This window comes from Delftia sp. ZNC0008 (assembly GCF_000799035.1).
GTDB classification, from domain to species: Bacteria; Pseudomonadota; Gammaproteobacteria; order Burkholderiales; family Burkholderiaceae_C; genus Comamonas; species Comamonas tsuruhatensis.
Genome location: NZ_JTKZ01000068.1, coordinates 88,061 through 108,852, shown reverse-complemented (window position 1 = coordinate 108,852; position 20,792 = coordinate 88,061). Strand labels below are relative to the sequence as shown.

Sequence of the window (20,792 nt, the reverse complement as noted above, 5' to 3'; positions counted from 1 at the left end):
CAGCTGGTTAGAGCACCACCTTGACATGGTGGGGGTCGTTGGTTCGAGTCCAATCGCGCCTACCAAACACAGCAGTCTCACCAGGGGCTGCAAAAAAGAAATCCCGCTTCAAGCGGGATTTTTTTTGCCCCAACGGTTGCATGGCGGCCATTTGCCGTGTCGCATGCGTTGATCCCCATCAGGGTTACTGCTGCGCCGGGTGCTGCAGGTGCTGCCTAGAATCTGTTGCAGTGCAATAGCCGATTGCCCGCACGAGCCGGTGCAAGCAGGCGCAAACAGGTACAGCAGGTACAAGAGGAGAAGCATTGCAATGCAAGAGACGACAACAGCCGCCGCCCCCAGCGCCCAGCGCGTGATCAAGAAATACCCCAACCGCCGTCTCTACGACACCAACACGTCCTCCTACATCACGCTGACGGAAGTCAAGCAGCTCGTGATGGGCAACGAGCCCGTGGTGGTCAAGGACGCCAAGACGGGCGAAGACCTCACGCGCAGCATCCTGCTGCAGATCATTCTGGAAGAAGAGGCGGGCGGCGCCCCCATGTTCTCCGAGACCGTGCTGGCCAACATCATCCGTTTCTACGGCCACGCCATGCAGGGCTACATGGGCTCCTACCTGGAAAAGAACGTGCAGATGTTCACCGACTTCCAGAACAAGCTGGCCGAGCAGGCCCAGGGCACCTCGCCCGAGGCCTGGAGCCAGTTCATGCGCATGCAGCCGCCCGCCATGCAGAACATGATGAGCAGCTACATGGAGCAGTCGCAGAACATGTTCGCCCAGATGCAGGAGCAGATGCAAAAGCAGACCGAGCAGATGCTGGGCGCGCTCGGGATCAAGCGCAATAGCTGAGCTTGCAGGGATAAGTTCGGGGGCGGTTTACCAAGTTCGCGCAGAACTGGGACAATATCGCCCCTATGACCCCCACGAGCGACGCAACAACCATGACAACCCCTGCCGGCGCGGCCGCTCCGCGCGTGGGCTTCGTCTCCCTCGGGTGCCCCAAGGCACTCACGGACTCCGAACTCATCCTTACCCAGCTCAGCGCCGAGGGCTACCAGACCTCCAAGACCTTCGAGGGCGCTGACCTGGTGATCGTCAACACCTGCGGCTTCATCGATGACGCCGTGCGCGAGAGCCTGGACACCATTGGCGAGGCGCTGGCCGAGAACGGCAAGGTCATCGTCACGGGCTGCCTGGGCGCCAAGGCGGGCAAGGACGGCGGCAACCTGATCCAGGAAGTGCACCCCAGCGTGCTGGCCGTGACCGGTCCGCATGCCACGCAGGAGGTGATGAATGCCGTCCACACCCATCTGCCCAAGCCGCACGATCCCTTCATCGACCTGGTGCCGGGCGCCTTTGGCGAGGCGGGCATCAAGCTCACGCCCAGGCACTACGCCTACCTGAAGATTTCCGAGGGCTGTAACCACCGCTGCACCTTCTGCATCATCCCTTCCATGCGCGGCGATCTGGTTTCGCGTCCGGTGGGCGATGTGCTCAAGGAGGCGCGCGCGCTGTTCGAGGGCGGCGTCAAGGAGCTGCTGGTGATCAGCCAGGACACCTCGGCCTATGGCGTGGACGTGAAGTACCGCACGGGCTTCTGGGACGGCAAGCCGGTGAAGACACGCATGCTCGAACTGGTGCAGACGCTGGCCGAGATCGCCGAGCCCTATGGCGCCTGGGTGCGCCTGCACTATGTCTACCCGTACCCCAGCGTGGACGAGATCATTCCGTTCATGGCCACGGGCCGCGTGCTTCCCTATCTGGACGTGCCCTTCCAGCACAGCCATCCTGATGTCTTGAAGCGCATGAAGCGCCCCGCCAACGGTGAAAAGAACCTGGAGCGCCTGCAGCGCTGGCGCGAGATCTGCCCGGATCTGGTGATCCGCTCCACCTTCATCGCCGGCTTCCCCGGCGAGACGGAGCAGGAGTTCGAGCACCTGCTGCAGTTCCTGCGCGAGGCGCAGATCGACCGCGCGGGCTGCTTTGCCTACAGCCCGGTCGAAGGCGCTGCCGCCAACGAGATTCCCGGCATGCTGCCCCTGGAAGTGCGCGAGGAGCGCCGCGCGCGTTTCATGGCCGTGGCCGAGGAGGTTTCCACGGCACGCCTGCAAAAGCGCGTCGGCCAGACCATGCAGGTGCTGGTGGACAAGTCCGTGGGCCTGGGCAAGAAGGGTGGCGTGGGCCGCAGCTATGCCGATGCCCCCGAGATCGACGGCCTGGTGCACCTGCTGCCGCCCGAGAAGGCCAGCAAGACCTACAAGGTGGGTGACTTCGTCAAGGCGCGCATCGTGGGCACGCAGGGCCACGACCTGGTGGGCCAGCCCGTGTAAGGCCTGCATTCGCATCCCTGAAAAGCGGGCAAGGTTTTCCTTGCCCGCTTTTTTTTCCTTGATGGTCCAAGGCCTGATTTTGATCAAGGCGTTCAGGTCGCTTCGCTGAAATGCTGTACCTACTTTGACGCAAAGAAAGGATGGCGCGAATGAACAGGACCATGAAGGCCGCCGTGGTGCGGGAGTTTGGCAAGCCGCTCACCATCGAGGAAGTCCCGGTGCCCAGGCCCGATCCCGGCCATGTGCTGGTGAAGATCGAGGCCTGCGGCGTCTGCCATACCGATTTGCACGCGGCGCAGGGCGACTGGCCCGTCAAGCCCAATCCGCCTTTCATCCCAGGCCACGAAGGCGTGGGCTACGTGGCCGCCGTGGGCGCGGGCGTCACTCACGTGAAGGAGGGCGACCGCGTGGGCATTCCGTGGCTGTACACGGCCTGCGGCCATTGCGAGCATTGCCTGGGCGGCTGGGAGACGCTGTGCGAGCAGCAAAAGAACACCGGCTACTCCGTCAACGGCGGCTTTGCGCAGTACGCGCTGGCCGATGCCAATTTCGTGGGCCTGCTGCCCGGCAGCGTGGACCTGATCGAGATCGCGCCCGTGCTGTGCGCGGGCGTCACGGTCTACAAGGGCCTGAAGGTCACGGACACCAGGCCCGGCAACTGGGTGGTGATCTCGGGCATTGGCGGCCTGGGCCACATGGCCGTGCAATATGCCAAGGCCATGGGCCTGAACGTGGCGGCGGTGGATGTGGATGACGACAAGCTGGCGCTGGCCCGGCGCCTGGGCGCACAGGTCACGGTCAATGCCATGACCACGGACCCTGCGGCCTATCTGAAAAAAGAGATCGGCGGCGCGCACGGCGCCTTGGTGACGGCGGTCTCGCCCAAGGCCTTCGAGCAGGCGCTGGGCATGGTGCGGCGCGGCGGCACGGTATCGCTCAACGGCCTGCCGCCCGGCAGCTTCCCGCTGCCCATCTTCAACATGGTGCTCAGCGGCGTGACGGTGCGCGGCTCCATCGTGGGCACGCGGCTGGACCTGCAGGAGTCGCTGGATTTCGCGGCCATGGGCAAGGTCAAGGCCACCGTGTCCACCGACCGGCTGGAGAACATCAACGACATCTTCGCGCGCATGCATGAAGGCAAGATCGAAGGGCGCGTGGTGCTGGACCTGAACGCCTGACGCTTTGCCCACCCCCAAAAAAACAGGCTTCCCTCGGGAAGCCTGTTTTGCATGGCGCACGCCTTACACCATGCGGCGGATCGGGCGCTTCTTCCACACCAGCTTGTAGTAGGCGGTCTGCAGGCACAGCGTCAGGGTGTAGGACAGCGGAAAGGCCATCCAGATTCCCATCAGCCCGAAGCTGCGGCTCAGCCACCATGCCATGGGCAGCTCCAGCACGGCGAGCACCGTGATGGTGATGGCCGTGGGAATGACCACATCGCCGCTGGCACGCATGATGGACGACAGGGCAATGAAGCAGCCCAGCAGCAGGCCGCTCCACAGCACGATGTACAGCAGCTCGATGGCCAGCACCAGCACCTGCTCGTCGGTGATGAACATGCCCAGCAGCGGCCGCGCGAACAGGCTGCCGATCAGGGCCAGGGCGGCACCCAGCACCAGGTTCATGCGTATGGCCGTGGCCGTGATGGCGCCCAGGCGCTCGCTGCGGCCAGCGCCGATGGCCTGGGCGCCGAGGATGGAGGCCGTGATGGCCACCGAAATGACCGGGAACTGCGCAAACGAGTTGATCTGGTTGACCGCACCATAGGCTGCCGTGGCGCTGGAGCCGAAGCCGTTGACCAGCGACACGACGACCAGCCCGGCCATGGACGAGGCGATCATCTGCACGCCCGTGGGAATGCCCACGCGCAGGATGCTCTTGAGCAGGGTCCGGTCAATGCGCATGGCCTTCCACAGCGCGGCATTGGGCGCCAGCGGGCTGGCTATGCGGCGCAGCCGCCAGCCCAGCCAGGCCAGCGCCAGGGTGAAGCCCAGGATCATGGACACGCCCGCGCTGGCCACGCCCAGGCGCGGCAGGCCGCCCCAGCCCGCGATCAGCGCCGGCGTGCAGACCAGGCCCGTGCCGGTGGAGATCAGCAGGGCCAGCATGGGCGAGACCGTGTCGCCCACGCCGCGCAGCAGCGAGGTGGCCAGCAGGAACACGAACAGCCCCGGCATGCCCAGCAGCACGATGCGCGAATACAGCGTGGCCTGCTCCATGATGTCGGGCGGCGTGCCCAGCAGACGCATCAGCGGCTCGGTGAACAGTCCGCCGAACAGGGCCACGACGGCGCCGAACAGCAGCCCTATGCACATGGCCGTGCCTGCGATGGCGCGCAGCTTGTCGTGCATGCGCGCACCGTAGGCCTGGCCTATCAGCACCGAGGAGCCTGCGCCCAGGCCGATCACGAAGGCGATGAAGAGAAACATCACCGGAAAAAAGGCCGCGACGGCCGCCAGGGCCTGCACGCCCAGCATCTGGCCGATGAAGACGCTGTTGATGGTGCCCGACAGCGACTGCAGGATATTGGCCAGGACCATGGGGCCCAGGAACACCAGGAAGGTGCGCCACAGCGGCTGGGTGCCGTGGGCGATGGGCGGCCCGGCGGGGCTGGATGCGGCAGGCGCAGCAGCCTGGGGCAGAGGTTCGTTAGGTTTCGTCATGTTGTGTCTGTTAATGCGACGAGAAAATGCAATGGAAGGCGGGGGCTTCAGTCCTGCGCTGGCGATGGCGGCGAGGACCAGGCAGCGCTGCTCAGTTGCTGCAGATAGCTTCGCACATCCTCGGGCCAGGTGGCGGTGTGCCTTGCAAAGGCGTCGGCCTGGTGCGCAAAGAGGGCGCGGCTGGCGTCCTCGAAATGGGGCAGGTCGCCCGCCATCTCGCTCATGAATCGGTAGGCGGCCTCGGTGGCGGCGCGCACGGCATCCTGTGCGGCATGCTTGCCACGCGCCTCGTCCACCAGTCTGCGCAGTGCGCCGGAGGCGCCGCCGGGCTGGCGGTTCAGCCATTCCCAGTGCCGTGGCAGCAATGTGACTTCGCGTGCCACCACGCCCAGCTTGGGGCGGCCCACGCTGCGCGGTGCGGCGGCTTGTCCGGGTGCGGGCGATGCGGCCAGTTCGCTGCGCCAGTCCAGGTCCAGCCGCATGCCGCTGTGGTCGTCGAAAACCCACAGCGGCGGCGCCGATCCGCTGCCTTGCGGCTGCTGTTCATGGCTTTGCAGGAACTGCAGGACGGCAGGCCTGTCCCCCTGCAGCAGGCGGCCATGGCCCTGGAAGATGGTGTAGCTGGGTGCGGGCTCGGCGCCCGCCATGCAAGAGTCGGTAGTCATGTGCTGGATATTAGCCGGGTAAAATCTGCAAGTCAATTAAACCCGGGTAAATATCTGCATGGATGCCGCGCGCCCAAAGAAAAAGCCCCTGGCAGAGACTGCCAGGGGCTTCGCAGAGGGAACTGCAAGCGTTGTTTAGACGCGCTTGCGGTACTCGCCCGTGCGGGTGTCGATTTCGATCTTGTCGCCCTGGCTCACGAACAGGGGCACGGGCACTTCAAAGCCGGTGGCGATCTTGGCGGGCTTGAGCACCTTGCCCGATGTGTCGCCCTTGACGGCGGGTTCGGTCCAGGTGATTTCGCGTTCCACGGACGTGGGCAGTTCGCAGGAGATGGCCTTGCCGTCGTAGAACACGACTTCGGCCTGCATGCCGTCTTCCAGGTAGTTGATGGCGTCGCCCATGTTGGCGGCTTCCACTTCGTACTGGTTGTATTCGGCATCCATCCAGACGTACATCGGATCGGCGAAGTAGGAGTAGGTGCACTCCTTCTTGTCCAGGATCACGTTGTCGATCTTGTCGTCGGCCTTGAACACGACTTCGGTGCCCATGTTCGACAGCAGGGCCTTGAGCTTCATGCGCACGGTGGCGGCGCCGCGGCCACCGCGAGCGTATTCGGTCTTCAGGACGATCATCGGGTCCTTGCCGTGCATGATCACGTTGCCGGCGCGGATTTCTTGAGCGATTTTCATAGCTTGCTTGGCTGAGGTTGAAGCCGCTCAACAGGGCAGGCAAGCGAAGTCGCTGGGACGGTGCGCCTGCCGCAGTTCCGCGGCGGGTGCAACCCTGGTTGGTCGATGGCGGCCGGCTGGCGGTCGCCCGCAACGGCGCCTCCAGGGAGGCAAAACGTGCATTCTAGCTTTTTTCGGTCACGAAAGCTTGCAGCTGCTCAATCAATGGGGTCTGTTGCAGCAGCCGCGCGCGCGCGGCCAGTGCGCAGTCCTGCCATTGCCGCAGCAGCGCAGGCGTGATTGCGGGCAGGGTGCTTGCCGGTGCCATGCCGTTCCAGGCATGGTGGAAGGCGCGCAGGCTGGCCGGCGCCTGCAGCCAGTCCAGGAAGGCGTCTAGCTTGTCGTGATGGGCGTCGTCGTGCTGGGGATAGATGTGCCAGACCAGCGGCTGGCCGGCCCACAGCGCGCGTACCAGCGAATCCTCGCCGCGCACCAGGTTCAGGTCGCAGGCCCAGAGCATTTCGTCGAACTGCGGCTGGGGGCAGGGCTGCAGCGCATGCCGGGTCACCGCACCTTGGTCTACGGCGGTCACGCCGGCCATGGCCTGCTGCACCGCGGCTGCCGCGCGCCCGGGCGTCACCAGCAGATGCGTGGCCTGTGGTGCGGGCGGCGCAGCATGCAGCTGGCACAGCCAGTGCGGCAGGGCAGGGGGCTCGTAGCAGAACAGCGAGATGGCGCAATCACCGGTGCCTATGCCGTGGCGTGTGCGCCAGGCCTGCCGGCCCTCGGAAGCAAAAGTCGCCTGGCGCGCGGCCAGGTCCGGCTCGCGCAGCAGGCCGCCCGTGGCGGCCGTGAAGCCCGGGTAGAAGAACCAGCGCGTCAACCCCGCAGCCGGCCCCGACATCAGCGGCGAGGGCAGGCGGTGGCAGCGCTCCACATAGTCCTCTGCCGACAGGTACTCCAGGTTGATCCACAGCGGCGCGCGGCGCGCGATGGCCGCCAGAAAGGGCGGCGGAATCTCGCAGCCGAAGGCCTCGATGACCACATCACCCACGGCCTGCGGAATGTCCTGCGCCTGCGTGGGCCAGCCGTGCACGCTGAGTCCGGCCGGGTGCGGCCGGGGCGCCATCCAGGTCAGGGCGCTGGCGTCGTCCATCCACAGCCGCACGCGCTGGCCGCGTGAGGCCAGGTCGGCCGCCGCGCGCCAGCACACGCCGATGTCGCCGAAGTTGTCTATGACCTGGCAGAAGATGTCCCAGGTCCGTGCAGCGGCCTGCTCTGGCAGAGGGGCCGGGGGGATGGGGTTGAAGGCAAGCATCGGAATCAGGGTTCGCACAGGTGTTCGACCAGCAACTGGGCCACGGGCGGCAGGGCCTCCTGCGAGCGTACGCACAACATCAGCTGGCGCTCGGCCCAGGGCTCGTCCAGCGCAATGCAGCGCAGCGGCAGGGCGCCCAGGTACAGGCGGGCACTGCCTTCGGGCAGGATGCCGACGCCCAGGCCCGAGGCCACCATCAGGCACAGCGCGTCATAGCCCGTGACCTTCATGCGCAGCCGGGGCTGCAGGCCCAGGTCGGCCGCGGCGCGCGTGATCTGGTGGTTGAGCGCGCTGCCGGCGTGCATGCCCACCAAGTCATGGTCCAGCACCTGGGCCAGCCGCAGCGAGCGCCGGCGAGCCAGCGCATGGCCCTGGGGGACGATGACGATGAGGCGATCGCGCCGGTACGGGCGCAGGCGGATCTTCTCGCCGTAGCTGCCCTGGTTGAGGATGCCGATGTCGGCCTCGTTGTCGGCCACGGCGCGTGCGATGTCGCTGCTCACGCGCTCCTGCAGGCGCACGTCCACATGCGGATGCTGGTCCAGGAAGCGCTGCAGCTGGGAGGGCAGGAACTGCGTGATGGCCGAGATGTTGGCCATCACGCGCACATGGCCGCGCAGGCCGCTGCCGTACTCGCGCATCTGCTCGCCGATGCCGTCCAGGTCATTGAGCACGCCGCGCGCCATGTTCAGCAGTGCATAGGCGGCGGCCGTGGGTACGCTGCCGCGGTTGCTGCGGGTGAACAGCTCCACCTGCAGCTGGCTCTCCAGCTCGGCCAGCCGCCGGCTGGCGGCCGAGGGGGCGATGTGTTCACGTGCGGCGGCGCGGGCGATGGCGCTTTCCTCCATCACGGCCACGAACAGGCGCAGCGAAATCGGGTCGAGTTTCATGGGGTGGCGATTATCGCCCGGCCCCGCCCGACCGGGTTCTGCCATGCCGGTTTGCGATGGCAGCGTCGCGCTTGAGCGTTTTGCGGCCGGCGCGGACGGCGGCAAGATCGGCGCCGCGGCAATGCCATCGGAGGCCGGCCGCAGGAGACAAAGAGGAAGCGCTAACCCATGACACAACAGACAAGGCAGGCCCCCACACCCGGCGCGCTCAGCGGCGTGCGCGTGGTCGAGATGGGGCAATTGATCGCCGGGCCGTTCTGCGGCAAGACGCTGGGCGAATTCGGCGCCGACGTGGTCAAGATCGAGGCGCCGGGCGCGGGCGATCCGCTGCGCAACTGGCGCCTGATCAAGAACGGCACCTCGGTCTGGTGGCAGGTGCAGTCGCGCAACAAGCGTTCGGTGGCGCTGGACCTGCGCCAGCAGGAGGGCCAGGACATCGCGCGGCGCCTGATCGCCGAGGCCGATGTGCTGGTGGAGAACTTCCGTCCCGGCACGCTGGAGGGCTGGGGCATGTCGCCCGAAGAGCTCCATGCGCTCAACCCCGGGCTGGTCATCCTGCGCATCTCGGGCTACGGCCAGACCGGCCCCTACCGCGACCTGCCGGGCTTTGGCGTGATCGGCGAGGCCATGGGCGGCCTGCGCCACCTGACGGCCGAGCCAGGCCGCGTGCCGGTGCGCGTGGGCGTCTCGATTGGCGACACGCTGGCCGCGCTGCATGGCGTGATCGGCGTGATGATGGCCCTGTACCACCGCAAGGTGAACGGCGGTGCCGGCCAGGTCATCGACGTGGCGCTGCATGAGGCCGTGTTCAACGTCATGGAAAGCCTGCTGCCCGAATACAGCGCCTTCGGCGCCGTGCGCGAGGCCGCAGGCAGCGCGCTGCCGGGCATCGCGCCGTCCAACGCCTATCCCTGCCAGGACGGCTGGGTGCTGGTGGCCGGCAATGGCGACTCCATCTTCAAGCGCCTGATGGCCACCATCGGCCGCCAGGACCTGGCCGACGATCCGCAACTGGCCGACAACGCGGGCCGCGTGGCGCGCATTGCCGAGATCGATGCCGTCATCGGCGGCTGGACGCGCACGCAGAGCGTGCAGGCCGTGATGGACCAGCTGGCCGCCGCACGCGTGCCGGCCGGCAAGGTCTACACCGCCAAGGACATTGCCGAGGACCCGCACTACCGCGCCCGCGACATGATCCTCAGCCAGCACACGCGCGACGGCGACGACATCGAGGTGCCGGGCATCGTGCCCAAGCTCTCGCTCACGCCGGGCACGGTGCGCACCAGCGCCCCCCATGTGGGCGACGACACCGACGCGGTGCTGGCCGAGGCCGGCCTCACGGCCGAACAGATTGCGCTGCTGCGCAGCAAGGGAGTGATCCAATGAACGCCGTCCACACCACGGATGTCTGGCAGGGCGCGGGCCGCCGCGTCTTCTTCAACGAGGTCGGCACGCGCGACGGGCTGCAGATGGAGCAGGCCTTTGTCCCCACCGAGGACAAGATCGCCCTGGTCAATGCGCTGTCGCAGGCCGGCCTGTCCAAGATCGAGGTCACGGCCTTTGTCTCGCCCACCGCCATTCCCGCGCTGCGCGACGGCGAAATCGTCATGCGCGAGATCGAACGCCGCCCCGGCACCGTCTACACCGCCCTGGTGCCCAATGCGCGGGGCGCCGAGCGCGCCATCGAGGCGCGCACGGACGAACTCAACTTGGTCATGTCGGTCAGCGAGACCCACAACCTGTGCAACCTGCGCATGCAGCGCAGCCAGTCGTTCGCGGCGCTGGCCCAGGTCGTGGCCACGGCGCAGCAGGCGGGCGTGCCCGTCAATGTCTCGCTGTCATGCTGCTTTGGCTGCCCCATGGAGGGCGATGTGCCGCAGCAGGAAGTCTTCGGCTGGGTGCAGCGCTTTGCCGATCTGGGCGTGCAGGGCATCACGCTGTGCGACACCACGGGCATGGCCTTCCCGACCCAGGTGCACGCCATGGTGGCCGCCTTCCGGCAGCGCTGGCCCCAGCTGGGCATGACCCTGCATTTCCACAACACGCGCGGCATGGCGCTGGCCAATGTGCTGGCCTCCATCGAGGCGGGCGGCGACCGCTTCGATGCCTCCATCGGCGGCCTGGGCGGCTGCCCCTATGCGCCCGGCGCATCGGGCAATGCCTGCACCGAGGACATCGTCCACGCGCTGCAGCTCATGGGCTACGACACCGGCGTGGACCTGGCGCAGATCGTCGCGGCCGCGCGCAGCCTGCCCGCGCTGATCGGCCATGACACGGCCAGCCAGATCGCCAAGGCCGGCGCGCGGCTGGACCTGCACCAGCCGCCGCCCGAGTTCGCAGCCATCCGCGAACGGGCTTTGGCCAAGGGCTGAACCCGCCGCGCATTCTCATTCACAAGAACCGAGCAAACCAAGGAGACAAAGATGAAGAAGATTCAACGCAGACAGATCGCAGCCGTGGCCATGGCCATCGCAGGACTGGGCCTGGGCGGCACGGCCGCGCTGGCCCAGGGCGGCTACCCCGCCAAGACCATCACCATGATCGTGCCGGCCGCAGCCGGCGGCACCACCGACCTGGCCGCGCGCATGGCGGCCCAGGCGCTGGCGCCGGTGATCGGCCAGTCGGTGGTGGTGGACAACAAGGGCGGCGGCAACGGCTCCATCGCGGCCAGCCTGGTCAAGCGTGCCGAGGCCGATGGCTACACCCTGCTCATGCAGTACTCGGGCTACCACGTGATCTCGCCCCACCTGACCAAGACCCGCACCTGGGAGCAGGGCGACTTCCAGCCCGTGGCCAATGTGCTGTCGGCGCCGCAGATCATCGTGGTGCGGTCCGAGCTGCCCGTGAAGACGCTGGCCGAACTCGTGGCCTATGCCAAGGCCAACCCGGGCAAGCTGAACTACGCCTCTTCCGGCAACGGATCGCTGCAGCACGTGACCGGCGCCATGCTGGAGCAGCAGGCCGGCATCAAGATGGTCCACGTCCCCTACAAGGGCACGGGCCCCGCGCTCCAGGACCTGCTGGGTGGCCAGGTGGACCTGACCTTCGGCACGGCGCCGCCCTTCATGCCCCATGTGCAAAGCGGCAAGCTGCGCGTGCTGGCCGTCACCGGCACGCAGCGCCTGCCCAGCCTGCCTGATGCGCCCACCACGGCCGAGGCCGGCTACGCAGGCGTCAACGCCACCTCCTGGTTTGCCGTGTTCGCGCCCGCCGCCACGCCCAGGCCTGTGATCGACAAGCTCACGGCCGACCTCAAGAAGGTGGTGGAGAACCCGGCCTTCAAGCAAAAGGCGCAGGAGCAGGGCGCCACGGCCGACTACATGAACCCGCAGCAGCTCGGCGCCATGGTCAAGACCGACTGGGCCAACTGGGCCCAGGTGGTCAAGTCCTCGAAGATCGAGGCCGAGTAAGAACCCGCAGGCCCGCTGCGGCGGGCCCGGGCAGCGGCCACAATAGGCGCATGTCCGAACCCCATTCCGATGAACTGCTGGCCCAGGTGGCAGCGCTGCCGGGTCTGCCCGGCGTCTACCGCTATTTCGACGCGGCAGGCACGCTGCTGTACGTGGGCAAGGCCATCAACCTCAAGCGCCGCGTCTCCAGCTACTTCACCAAGAACCATGGCGGCACGCGCATAGGTCACATGGTGGGCAAGATCGCCCGCATGGAGACCACGGTGGTGCGCTCCGAGGCCGAGGCCCTGCTGCTCGAAAACAATCTGATCAAGACGCAGCAACCCAAGTACAACATCCTGTTCAGGGACGACAAGAGCTATCCCTATCTGAAGATCACCGGCGTCGCCGCGCGCGACGGCCGGGATGGCGAGCCGGCCCACCAGCTCTTCGCCCGCATGGCCTACTACCGCGGCGCCGTGGACAAGCGCCACCGCTACTTCGGCCCCTATCCCAATGCCTGGGCCGTCAAGGAAAGCATCCAGCTGCTGCAAAAGGTCTTCAGGCTGCGCACCTGCGAGGACACGGTCTTCGCCAATCGCTCGCGGCCCTGCCTGCTCTATCAGATCAAGCGCTGCTCCGGCCCCTGCGTGGACCTGATCTCGCCCGAAGCCTATGCGCTGGATGTGCGCAATGCCGAGGCCATGCTGCGCGGCGAGACCCAGGAACTGCTGCGCCAGCTGGAGGCCCGCATGATGGAGCACGCCGGGCGCATGGAATACGAGCAGGCCGCCGAGGTGCGCAACCAGATGACGGCACTGTCGCGCGTGCTGCACCAGCAGGTCATAGAAACCGCCGACGACCGCGACGTGGACATCCTCGCCGTGAAGGTGCAGGGCGGCCGCGCCTGCGTGAACCTGGCCATGGTGCGCGGCGGCCGCCACCTGGGCGACCGGCCGTACTTTCCCGCCAACCTGGGCGATGCCGCCTCGGTCTACGCCGGCGAGGAAGAGGCCAGTCTTGCCGAGTCCGCGCGCCCGGTCGAGGAGATCGTGCTCGAGGCCTTCATCGCCCAGCACTACACCGGCGTGGCCGTGCCGCCCGTGCTCATCGTCAGCCACCCGGTGGACAAGAAACTGCTGGCGCTGCTGAGCGAGCAAAGCGGCGTGCGCATCACCGCCGTGCAGCAGCCGCGCGAGCAGCGGCGCATCTGGCTGGAGATGGCGCAAAAGAACGCCGACATCCAGATGGCCCGCCTGCTGGCTGAAGAAGGCTCGCAGCAGGCGCGCACGCGCGCCCTGGTCGAGGCGCTGGACCTGGCCTGCGAGAACCTGGACGAACTCACCATCGAATGCTTCGACATCTCGCACACGGCGGGCGAAGCCACGCAGGCCTCCTGCGTGGTCTTCCATCACCACAAGATGCAAAGCAGCGAATACCGGCGCTTCAACATCGAAGGCATCACGGGCGGCGACGACTATGCCGCCATGCGCCAGGTGCTGACGCGCCGCTACAGCCGCGTGGCCGAGGCGCAAAGAGAGGCGGGCGGTGCCGAGCTCACCGGCAAGCAGCCGCAACTGCCGGACCTGGTGCTGGTCGACGGTGGCAAGGGCCAGGTCAGCATGGCGCGCGAAGTCTTCGAGCAGCTGGGGCTCGATGTCTCGCGCATCGTGGGCGTGGAAAAGGGCGAGGGGCGCAAGGTCGGCCTGGAAGAACTGGTCTTTGCCGACGGGCGCGAGAAGATCTACCTGGGCTACGACTCGGCCGCGCTGATGCTGGTGGCCCAGATCCGCGACGAGGCCCACCGCTTCGCCATCACCGGCATGCGCGCGGCGCGCGCCAAGGTGCGCGTGGGCGGCGGCAAGCTCGAGGAGATTCCGGGCGTGGGCCCCAAGAAGCGCGCGCGCCTGCTGCAGCGCTTCGGCGGCGTGCGCGGCGTGTCGGAAGCCACGGTGGAAGACCTGTGCAGCGTGGACGGCATCTCGGCCGCGCTGGCTGAAGATATCTACCGTGCATTGCATTGAAACGACTGTCCCGCGGGCTGCACCGCAGGCCCGCAAACAGAACCTCAAACACCAAGGTACGTGACACAATGGCGGCCATGTTTCTCACAATCCCCACCTTGATGACCTGTACGCGGATCGTCGCGATTCCGCTGATCGTCGGGGTGTTCTATGCGCCTTTCGACGTGGCGACCCGCAACCTGGTCGCCACGGTCATGTTCATCGTCTTCGCGGCCACCGACTGGCTGGACGGCTACCTGGCGCGCAAGCTCAACCAGACATCGGCCTTCGGCGCCTTCCTCGATCCCGTGGCCGACAAGTTCCTGGTCTGCGCCTCGCTGCTGGTGCTGGTGCATCTGCAGCGCACCGATGTGTTCGTGGCCCTGATCATCATCGGCCGCGAGATCGCCATCTCGGCCCTGCGCGAATGGATGGCCCACCTGGGCGCGGGCAAGAGCGTGGCCGTGCACATGCTGGGCAAGCTCAAGACCACGGCGCAGATGGTGGCCATCCCCTTCCTGCTGTACGACGGCCGGGTGTTCGGCATGATCGACACCGGCGTCTGGGGCCAGGTGCTGATCTGGGTGGCGGCGGTGCTCACCGTCTGGTCCATGGTGTACTACCTGCAAAAAGCCCTGCCCGAGATCCGCGCACGGGTCACGCACTGAGGGCCTTTCCGGCCGTTCCCGGGATCCTGCGCCAGACACGTCAAACTGTCTGGCGTTGCTATATTTTTGGAAGCATTTGAATCAGGCAGGGCAGCGGCTGCGGCGTCGTGGATGCGAAGCGGTGAGGCACATTGCAGCACTGGCAAGGCCTGCGGCGGGCAAGTCCATTGTCAACCCTTGTCAATTCGTGAAGCCGCTAGCACCCGCTGCGCGCAAAAAACCGGCCGCAAAGCCAAAGCTGGCGCCAAAACCGCATAGAATCGTGCCCTGTCGTTGCGATGCACAGCGTGCATTGACACCTGGAAGGTCGATGGCTTTAATTCACCGATGCCTGCCCCGAGGCAAGCGTCGAACGGCAAGCCAGATTCCGTATCCGTCGCGCCGGGTTTCTGGTCGCGCCAAGTTGGTGGCCGCAGAGACATTCCATTCACTTATTTCTCCAGAGGCATCTTGTGAATAAAACCGAACTGATTGAGCACATCGCTAACAACGCCGACATCTCCAAGGCTGCGGCTGCTCGCGCACTGGATTCCACGATTGAGGCTGTGAAGAAAACCCTCAAAAAGGGTGGTACAGTGTCGCTCGTTGGTTTTGGTACATTCGCCGTTGGCAAGCGCGCCGCCCGCACGGGCCGCAACCCCCGCACCGGCGAGACCATCAAGATCAAGGCCGCCAAGGTTCCCAAGTTCCGTCCGGGCAAGGCATTGAAGGATGCCCTGAACTGACACCAGTCAAGGTGGGGTGCTTAGCTCAGTTGGTAGAGCGGCGCCCTTACAAGGCGTAGGTCGGCGGTTCGACCCCGTCAGCACCCACCAAGAACAAAAGGCGAACGAAAGTTCGCCTTTTCTATTTCTGCCACTGAAAGACAGACCATGTTCGAATCCATCCGCAAGCATTCCAAGTTCGTGATGATCTTGTTGTTCTTGCTGATCATTCCCTCGTTCATCTTCGTGGGGGTCAACCAGAACTACTTCACCGAATCCAGCGTGATCGTCGCGCGTGTGGATGGACATGAGATCAAACAGGCCGACTGGGAGAACGCGCACCGCATGGAAAGCGACCGCCTGCGCGCCGAGAACCCCAACGTCGACCCCAAGCTGCTGGATTCGCCGCAGGCGCGCTACGCCACGCTGGAGAAGATGGTGCGTGACCAGGTGCTGGCCGCTGCCGTGCAGAAGATGCACCTGGCCGCATCCGATGCACAGCTGGTGCGCACGCTGCAGGAAATCCCCGCGATTGCCGCGCTCAAGAAGCCGGATGGCTCCATGGATGCCGAAGCCTACCGCGCCCTGGTCGGATCGCAGGGCCTGACGCCTGAGGGCTTCGAGGCCAATCTGCGCCGCGAACTGTCCATGAACCAGGTGATGGGTGGCGTCACGGGCACGGCCTTTGCGACCGACGCCCAGGTCAAGCAGGCCATCGATGCGCTGTACCAGCGCCGCGAAGTGCAGGTGGCACGCTTCGAAGCCAGCGCCTACGCCAGCAAGGTCCAGCCCACCGAGGCCGACCTCAAGGCCTACTACGACGCCCACACCAGCCAGTTCCAGCAACTGGAGCAGGCCAAGGTGGAATACCTGCTGCTGGATGTGCCCAGCATCGAGGCCGGCATCACGCTGAGCGAAGACGATGTGCGTTCCTACTACAACCAGAACGCCGAGCGCCTGGCCGGTCCCGAGGAGCGCCGCGCCAGCCACATCCTGATCAACGCATCCAAGGATGCCCCCGCGGCAGAGCAGGAGAAGGCCAAGGCCAAGGCCGAGGAACTGCTGGCCGAGCTGCGCAAGGACCCCAAGCGCTTCGCCGAACTGGCCAAGGCCAACTCGCAGGACGGCGGCTCCGCTGCATCGGGTGGCGACCTGGGCTACTTTGGTCGTGGCGCCATGGTCAAGCCGTTCGAGGACGCAGCCTTCGGCATGAAGGTCGGCGACATCAGCGACGTGGTGCACAGCGACTTCGGCTACCACATCATCTCGCTGGTGGACATCAAGAAGCCCAAGGCGCCGAGCTTCGAGCAGATGCGTCCCAAGCTGGAGGCTGAACTCAAGCAGCAGCAGGCGCAGCGCAAGTTCGCCGAACTGGCGGAAGGCTTCTCCAACGCGGTCTACGAGCAGTCGGACAGCCTGCAGCCCGTGGCCGAGAAGTTCAAGCTCACCGTGCAAAAGGCAGACCATGTGACGCGCCAGCCCGGCCCCAATGTCAAGGGCCCCCTGGCCAATCCCCGTTTCCTGGAGGCGCTGTTCTCCAGCGATTCGCTCAACAACAAGCGCAACACCGATGCGGTGGAGCTGGGTTCCAACCAGTTGGTGGCCGGCCGCGTGGTGGAGTACACGCCTGCCCGCACGCTGCCCATGGCCGAGGTCGGCGACAAGCTGCGCACCCTGTATGTGGCGCAAAAATCCGCCGAACTGGCCAAGGCCGATGGCGAAGCCAAGCTCGCCGCTTGGAAGGCCAAGCCTGACGCGGCGCAATTGCCCGCAGCCAAGGTGATCAGCCGTGACCAGCCCGAAGGCCAGTCGCGCGAAGTGGTGGACGCTGCCATGCGTGCGCCCACGGCCCAACTGCCTGCGTGGACGGGTGTTGACCTGGGCGCGCAAGGCTATGCCGTGGTCAAGATCAACCGCATCGTCGAGCGTCCGGCCGATGATGCGCAGGCGGCTGCCGCGCAGAAGCAGGACTTCCTGCGAAGCTCGGCCGTGGCGGAAGCTATGGCATACTACGAGCTTCTCAAGAAACAGCTCAAGGTGCAGATCAAGGTCCCGCGCCCCTGATGAGGGAAATTTCTAGAAAAACAGAAATTTCAGAAATCAAGCAGTTTTTTGGAATAGAATAGCGTTCTTCTACGGTGGCTGTAGCTCAGTTGGTAGAGTCCAGGATTGTGATTCCTGTTGTCGTGGGTTCGAGCCCCATCAGCCACCCCAAATAAAAAAATCCCCAGAGCAGAAATGCTCTGGGGATTTTTGCTTTGGGCGGCAGGGGGACTGCTTGTGCCCGGCAGCTTGTCCCCGGCCGCTTCAGGTGCGCCGGACAAGGTCCCTGCCGGCTGCGGCTGCATGGAGGATGGCGCCATCCTGCCCTTTGCCCGCGTCCCCCGATGCGCCGTTGTTCCTGCTGCACCCGATCCGTCACGCAACGCCTGTTCCAAAGCATTTGCCTGCTGGTTTTTGGCATATAATCGAATGCTTCAACGGTGGCTGTAGCTCAGTTGGTAGAGTCCAGGATTGTGATTCCTGTTGTCGTGGGTTCGAGCCCCATCAGCCACCCCAAACAAGAAAATCCCCAGTGCAGAAATGCACTGGGGATTTTTGCTTTGGGCGAGAACTTTTTCTTCCTCGGGCTGCAAGCAGACGGGATATTCGCATGGCCAATCGCGCTGCGGCTGGATTGCGGCCGCTCATGCTGCCGTGGATTTTCAGGCGCTTGATGCGAGGCCTGCCTGCCTGACTTCGCGATCTGCCTTATCGCCACCGTGGCCATGCCCGTCGCGCGGGCCGTTCCGCCGAGCTTGCGTGCGTGGACGGCGGGCCGGGCTTGCTGGATGGGGTGTTGCGCTCTGCGCAGGTTTTTATAAGACAAGTCCTATATTTGTCCCATGACCTGTGTCAATAGGTGTTCTAAATTGCCTTTGCATTACGATTGCAAACATCAATCAAGAGCAATGGCGCAGGGCTTGCAGGCCTGTCGCATGGTCCCCCGCCAACGAGAAGCACGCTTGCATGAAAAATCCCGGTTACACGCGCAACGGCTGTCCAGGCGGCAGGTGGCAACGGCCCCGTGGCTTCACCCTCATCGAGATGATGGTGGTGGTGGCGCTGGTCGCGATTCTGGCCGCCCTGGCCGCTCCTTCCTTCATCGTCCAAATAGCCAACCAGCGCGTCAGCTCGGCTGCGCTCGAGTTGCAGTCGTTGCTGCAGCTGGCTCGCTCCGAAGCGGTCTACAAACGGGTGGAAAGCAGCTTCGTGGGCGCGGGGCAGACATGGTCCGCCAAGTCGGGAGGGCAACTGGTGCGCGAGGCCCGGGTGCCTGATGCCGTGACCGTGTCGCCCTCCGGTGATTCTTCCCAGGGCGTCCTGTTCGAAACCACGGGGACCGCCAAGCAGTTCTCCGGCGCCAGCACGCTGTACACGCTGACCGTCACGGCTCGCCATGCCACGCGCATGCACTGCCTGAGAGTGACTCGCGCCGGGCTTGTGCGCCAGCAGCGGCTGCCTGCCGGCGGCAGTTGCTGATGCGCGTGCAACGGGTCTGCAACATGTCCATTCCTTTTCCTTCTCGCAGGCAACGCGGCGCAGGCCTTATCGAGGTACTCGTTGCCGTGCTGCTGGTGGCCGTGGGGCTGCTGGGCGCCGTGCGCATCCATGTGCGTGCCATTGAATACACCGTGGATACCGAGCGGCGCCAGATGGCATCCATGCTGGCTTCCGAACTGCTGGAGACCCTGCGGGGGGATACGGCCACGGTCCTTGACGCGAAGGGCGCGCCCGTGGAGGAACTGGCCGGCTATCAGAAGCTGGAGGGTGCGGCGATGCCCGCGGCCCCTGCGGCCTGCCAGCCTTTGCCGCAGCCGCGGGAGCAGCGCCTGGCCTGCTGGGGCGACCGGGCCCGCAAGCTGGTACCCGATCTCACCGCGGACCGCATCGACAGCTCCTTCGCCGTGAGCGCCGATGCCGATGGCCTGGTGTCCGTGACGGTGGCCTGGCCGGTCAAGAAAGGCCAATGTCTGGATGGAAGCGACAATGAATTTTGCACATTCACGCTGCGGTCGCGGCTTTGAGCGCGGGCCGGGCGCACGGGCGTGCCGCATGCGTATGCCGTCCCAGGCGGGCCTGTCCCTGGTGGAGATTCTGGTGGCGCTGGCCATCGGCCTGTTCCTCGTGCTGATTGCCACCACCATCTACATGCAGGGGCTGTCGAGCTTCGGTTTTCGCGTGGGGCAGAGCGAGAACCTCGGCAACAGCCGGCTGGCACTGGCCGTGCTGGACTCCGAGTTCTCCAAGGCAGGCTACAGGAGAGACCCTTCGCAGGCGATGTTCGACGCATTTCCTGCCGATTCCTCGCCCCATCCCAACGGCTGCCAGTTCGCCCAGGGACAGGCGCTCTACGCGGCTGACGCGCAGAGCATCTGCCTTCGCTTCCAGCCCCGGGACGCTGCGGAAACCGATTGTGCGGGCACGCCCGCGAACCTGGGAGCCGCCGGCCCCTATGACGCTCCGGCGCCGGCGACCGGCATGTTCGCGGAGAAATACACCGTCGAAAGTGGTGTGCTGGTGTGCCGGGCTGCGCAGGAGGTTGTGCCGCTTGCCGATGGCGTGCGGGCGGTGCATTTCGAGTTCGGCATCGATCGGCAGACAGCGCCCGGCGCGATACGCAGGGTCGATGCCTTCGCGGCCACGTTGCCCGGGCAGCAGGAAGCCATCCGTTCCCTGCGCCTTGCCCTCTTGCTGGAAAGCTCCGGCAAGGTGACGCAGGGCATGGCCTCCACCGTCTGCGAGCGTTGGGCGCAACTGGGCGGCGCCGCGGCCCGATGCGATGCGAATGCCGGCGCCCTGCTGCAACTGGCCACCGGCACGCTCACCCTGAGGAATCTGATGCCATGACCGCGCCGATCGGAGCCCGGAGCCGCCGCTGCATGTCCTGTGTCCTGCACGGGCGCCAGCGCGGCAATGCCTTGCTGGTGTCCATGATCATGCTGCTGCTGGTGTTGTTGCTGGTGGTGGTCGGCATGCGCGTGGCCACGCTGGAGGCGCGCATCGCTGCCAACATGGTGGATAGCCAGCGGCTGTATGAAACCGCGGATGGCACGCTGCGAGAAGGCGAGCGCAAGCTGCTGGAGCATGCCGTCGCGCTCAAGTCTTGCAATGGCGCCGGCACTCCGGTGGCCGAGGGCAGCGGCATTCCCTGCTCGGTGTCCGACGTGCGTACGGACTCCATCGGGCTCGGTACGGATTTTCGGACGACCAAGGCCAAGGCGGCCGGGTTTCAGAAGCCCGATGGGTACTGGTATCCCCGATACATCACGACCGCCTGTCCCAAGTCAGGTAGTGCGACGTCCGCGCTGGATGCACCCGCCACCGGCTGCACGGACTTCTATGAGGTCAATGCCCAGGCCACGGAAAAGTCGCAGGCCCAGGCCTGCGGAGCGGATGCGCTGTGCCTGCGGTCCAGCGTCAACATGTTCATAAAGTAAGCAGGGGGAGGG

At 65.8% G+C, this 20,792-nt stretch carries 19 protein-coding genes and 3 tRNA genes; 17 read left to right on the top strand and 5 right to left on the bottom strand.

What is annotated here, in order from left to right:
• Nucleotides 1-310: 310 nt before the first annotated feature.
• The 3 genes from phaR (at nt 311) to adhP (ending at nt 3,509) form a co-directional block, all read left to right on the top strand.
• Nucleotides 311-850 (top strand): polyhydroxyalkanoate synthesis repressor PhaR, encoded by a 540-nt coding sequence (gene phaR, locus L995_RS02570; RefSeq protein WP_016445296.1) that lies wholly within the window; start codon nt 311-313, stop codon nt 848-850.
• A 92-nt stretch (nt 851-942) separates the two neighbouring features.
• Nucleotides 943-2,331, top strand: coding sequence for a 30S ribosomal protein S12 methylthiotransferase RimO (rimO, locus tag L995_RS02565; RefSeq protein ID WP_047468807.1), 1,389 nt, complete (start codon nt 943-945; stop codon nt 2,329-2,331).
• Nucleotides 2,332-2,480: 149 nt separating this feature from the next.
• On the top strand, nt 2,481-3,509 hold the full coding sequence (gene adhP, locus L995_RS02560) for an alcohol dehydrogenase AdhP (RefSeq protein WP_016445343.1): 1,029 nt from the start codon (nt 2,481-2,483) through the stop codon (nt 3,507-3,509).
• 63 nt (nt 3,510-3,572) lie between these two features.
• On the opposite strand, the gene L995_RS02555 is transcribed toward adhP, so the two are convergent.
• The 5 genes from L995_RS02555 to L995_RS02535 all read right to left on the bottom strand — a co-directional run bounded on the left by L995_RS02555 (nt 3,573) and on the right by L995_RS02535 (nt 8,536).
• On the bottom strand, nt 3,573-4,994 hold the full coding sequence (locus tag L995_RS02555; protein ID WP_046983666.1) for an MATE family efflux transporter: 1,422 nt from the start codon (nt 4,992-4,994) through the stop codon (nt 3,573-3,575).
• 47 nt (nt 4,995-5,041) lie between these two features.
• Nucleotides 5,042-5,641, bottom strand: coding sequence for a DUF2239 family protein (locus tag L995_RS02550; RefSeq protein WP_017406154.1), 600 nt, complete (start codon nt 5,639-5,641; stop codon nt 5,042-5,044).
• A gap of 153 nt (nt 5,642-5,794) precedes the next feature.
• Nucleotides 5,795-6,349, bottom strand: a complete 555-nt coding sequence (gene efp, locus L995_RS02545; RefSeq protein ID WP_016445346.1) for an elongation factor P — start codon at nt 6,347-6,349, stop codon at nt 5,795-5,797.
• Nucleotides 6,350-6,512: 163 nt separating this feature from the next.
• A complete protein-coding gene (gene earP, locus L995_RS02540; protein ID WP_047468799.1) occupies nt 6,513-7,646 on the bottom strand; it encodes an elongation factor P maturation arginine rhamnosyltransferase EarP in 1,134 nt (377 codons plus the stop codon).
• A gap of 5 nt (nt 7,647-7,651) precedes the next feature.
• Nucleotides 7,652-8,536 (bottom strand): LysR family transcriptional regulator, encoded by an 885-nt coding sequence (locus L995_RS02535; RefSeq protein WP_017406152.1) that lies wholly within the window; start codon nt 8,534-8,536, stop codon nt 7,652-7,654.
• A 168-nt stretch (nt 8,537-8,704) separates the two neighbouring features.
• Between L995_RS02535 and L995_RS02530 the strand changes: the two genes are divergently transcribed.
• The 14 genes from L995_RS02530 to L995_RS02465 all read left to right on the top strand — a co-directional run bounded on the left by L995_RS02530 (nt 8,705) and on the right by L995_RS02465 (nt 20,780).
• The gene (locus tag L995_RS02530; RefSeq protein ID WP_047217675.1) at nt 8,705-9,922 is read left to right on the top strand and encodes a CaiB/BaiF CoA transferase family protein; all 1,218 of its coding nucleotides are present in this window, start codon (nt 8,705-8,707) and stop codon (nt 9,920-9,922) included.
• On the top strand, nt 9,919-10,908 hold the full coding sequence (locus L995_RS02525; protein WP_047468797.1) for a hydroxymethylglutaryl-CoA lyase: 990 nt from the start codon (nt 9,919-9,921) through the stop codon (nt 10,906-10,908). Before L995_RS02530 ends, L995_RS02525 begins: the two co-directional genes overlap by 4 nt.
• 51 nt (nt 10,909-10,959) lie before the next feature.
• A complete protein-coding gene (locus tag L995_RS02520) occupies nt 10,960-11,946 on the top strand; it encodes a Bug family tripartite tricarboxylate transporter substrate binding protein (RefSeq protein WP_016453010.1) in 987 nt (328 codons plus the stop codon).
• A 50-nt stretch (nt 11,947-11,996) separates the two neighbouring features.
• Nucleotides 11,997-13,949: an excinuclease ABC subunit UvrC gene (gene uvrC, locus L995_RS02515; protein ID WP_016445352.1), complete on the top strand. Its 1,953-nt coding sequence runs from the start codon at nt 11,997-11,999 to the stop codon at nt 13,947-13,949.
• Between the two features lie 77 nt (nt 13,950-14,026).
• Complete coding sequence (gene pgsA / locus L995_RS02510) at nt 14,027-14,596, top strand: CDP-diacylglycerol--glycerol-3-phosphate 3-phosphatidyltransferase (RefSeq protein WP_026062576.1); 570 nt, start codon at nt 14,027-14,029, stop codon at nt 14,594-14,596.
• A 452-nt stretch (nt 14,597-15,048) separates the two neighbouring features.
• A complete protein-coding gene (locus tag L995_RS02505; RefSeq protein WP_012204727.1) occupies nt 15,049-15,321 on the top strand; it encodes an HU family DNA-binding protein in 273 nt (90 codons plus the stop codon).
• Between the two features lie 14 nt (nt 15,322-15,335).
• A tRNA-Val gene (locus L995_RS02500) sits at nt 15,336-15,411 on the top strand.
• A gap of 57 nt (nt 15,412-15,468) precedes the next feature.
• Entirely contained in the window at nt 15,469-17,364 is a 1,896-nt protein-coding gene (locus L995_RS02495) for a SurA N-terminal domain-containing protein (RefSeq protein ID WP_047468790.1), read from the top strand.
• 74 nt (nt 17,365-17,438) lie between these two features.
• Nucleotides 17,439-17,514 (top strand) — tRNA-His (locus L995_RS02490).
• 269 nt (nt 17,515-17,783) lie between these two features.
• Nucleotides 17,784-17,859, top strand: a tRNA-His gene (locus L995_RS02485).
• A 450-nt stretch (nt 17,860-18,309) separates the two neighbouring features.
• On the top strand, nt 18,310-18,822 hold the full coding sequence (locus tag L995_RS02480; protein ID WP_047468788.1) for a GspH/FimT family pseudopilin: 513 nt from the start codon (nt 18,310-18,312) through the stop codon (nt 18,820-18,822).
• A gap of 23 nt (nt 18,823-18,845) precedes the next feature.
• Nucleotides 18,846-19,367 carry a type IV pilus modification protein PilV gene (gene pilV, locus L995_RS02475; RefSeq protein ID WP_231574338.1) on the top strand — a complete coding sequence of 174 codons (522 nt, stop codon included), beginning with the start codon at nt 18,846-18,848 and terminating at the stop codon, nt 19,365-19,367.
• Nucleotides 19,330-20,190 carry a prepilin-type N-terminal cleavage/methylation domain-containing protein gene (locus tag L995_RS02470; RefSeq protein ID WP_231574337.1) on the top strand — a complete coding sequence of 287 codons (861 nt, stop codon included), beginning with the start codon at nt 19,330-19,332 and terminating at the stop codon, nt 20,188-20,190. The genes pilV and L995_RS02470 overlap by 38 nt, the downstream gene beginning before the upstream one ends.
• On the top strand, nt 20,187-20,780 hold the full coding sequence (locus tag L995_RS02465) for a pilus assembly PilX family protein (RefSeq protein ID WP_047468781.1): 594 nt from the start codon (nt 20,187-20,189) through the stop codon (nt 20,778-20,780). Before L995_RS02470 ends, L995_RS02465 begins: the two co-directional genes overlap by 4 nt.
• The last annotated feature ends 12 nt before the right edge of the window (nt 20,781-20,792 follow it).

Bases quoted from the DNA above. Each gene is read 5' to 3' on its own strand.
- L995_RS02535 (WP_017406152.1), bottom strand. From the start codon at position 8,536: ATGAAACTCGACCCGATTTCGCTGCGCCTGTTCGTGGCCGTGATGGAG.
- L995_RS02525 (WP_047468797.1), top strand. From the start codon at position 9,919: ATGAACGCCGTCCACACCACGGATGTCTGGCAGGGCGCGGGCCGCCGC.
- efp (WP_016445346.1), bottom strand. From the start codon at position 6,349: ATGAAAATCGCTCAAGAAATCCGCGCCGGCAACGTGATCATGCACGGC.
- L995_RS02555 (WP_046983666.1), bottom strand. From the start codon at position 4,994: ATGACGAAACCTAACGAACCTCTGCCCCAGGCTGCTGCGCCTGCCGCA.
- L995_RS02495 (WP_047468790.1), top strand. From the start codon at position 15,469: ATGTTCGAATCCATCCGCAAGCATTCCAAGTTCGTGATGATCTTGTTG.
- pilV (WP_231574338.1), top strand. From the start codon at position 18,846: ATGTCCATTCCTTTTCCTTCTCGCAGGCAACGCGGCGCAGGCCTTATC.
- L995_RS02530 (WP_047217675.1), top strand. From the start codon at position 8,705: ATGACACAACAGACAAGGCAGGCCCCCACACCCGGCGCGCTCAGCGGC.
- uvrC (WP_016445352.1), top strand. From the start codon at position 11,997: ATGTCCGAACCCCATTCCGATGAACTGCTGGCCCAGGTGGCAGCGCTG.
- adhP (WP_016445343.1), top strand. From the start codon at position 2,481: ATGAACAGGACCATGAAGGCCGCCGTGGTGCGGGAGTTTGGCAAGCCG.
- L995_RS02520 (WP_016453010.1), top strand. From the start codon at position 10,960: ATGAAGAAGATTCAACGCAGACAGATCGCAGCCGTGGCCATGGCCATC.
- L995_RS02465 (WP_047468781.1), top strand. From the start codon at position 20,187: ATGACCGCGCCGATCGGAGCCCGGAGCCGCCGCTGCATGTCCTGTGTC.
- L995_RS02550 (WP_017406154.1), bottom strand. From the start codon at position 5,641: ATGGCGGGCGCCGAGCCCGCACCCAGCTACACCATCTTCCAGGGCCAT.
- pgsA (WP_026062576.1), top strand. From the start codon at position 14,027: ATGTTTCTCACAATCCCCACCTTGATGACCTGTACGCGGATCGTCGCG.
- L995_RS02470 (WP_231574337.1), top strand. From the start codon at position 19,330: ATGAATTTTGCACATTCACGCTGCGGTCGCGGCTTTGAGCGCGGGCCG.
- earP (WP_047468799.1), bottom strand. From the start codon at position 7,646: ATGCTTGCCTTCAACCCCATCCCCCCGGCCCCTCTGCCAGAGCAGGCC.
- phaR (WP_016445296.1), top strand. From the start codon at position 311: ATGCAAGAGACGACAACAGCCGCCGCCCCCAGCGCCCAGCGCGTGATC.
- L995_RS02480 (WP_047468788.1), top strand. From the start codon at position 18,310: ATGAAAAATCCCGGTTACACGCGCAACGGCTGTCCAGGCGGCAGGTGG.
- rimO (WP_047468807.1), top strand. From the start codon at position 943: ATGACAACCCCTGCCGGCGCGGCCGCTCCGCGCGTGGGCTTCGTCTCC.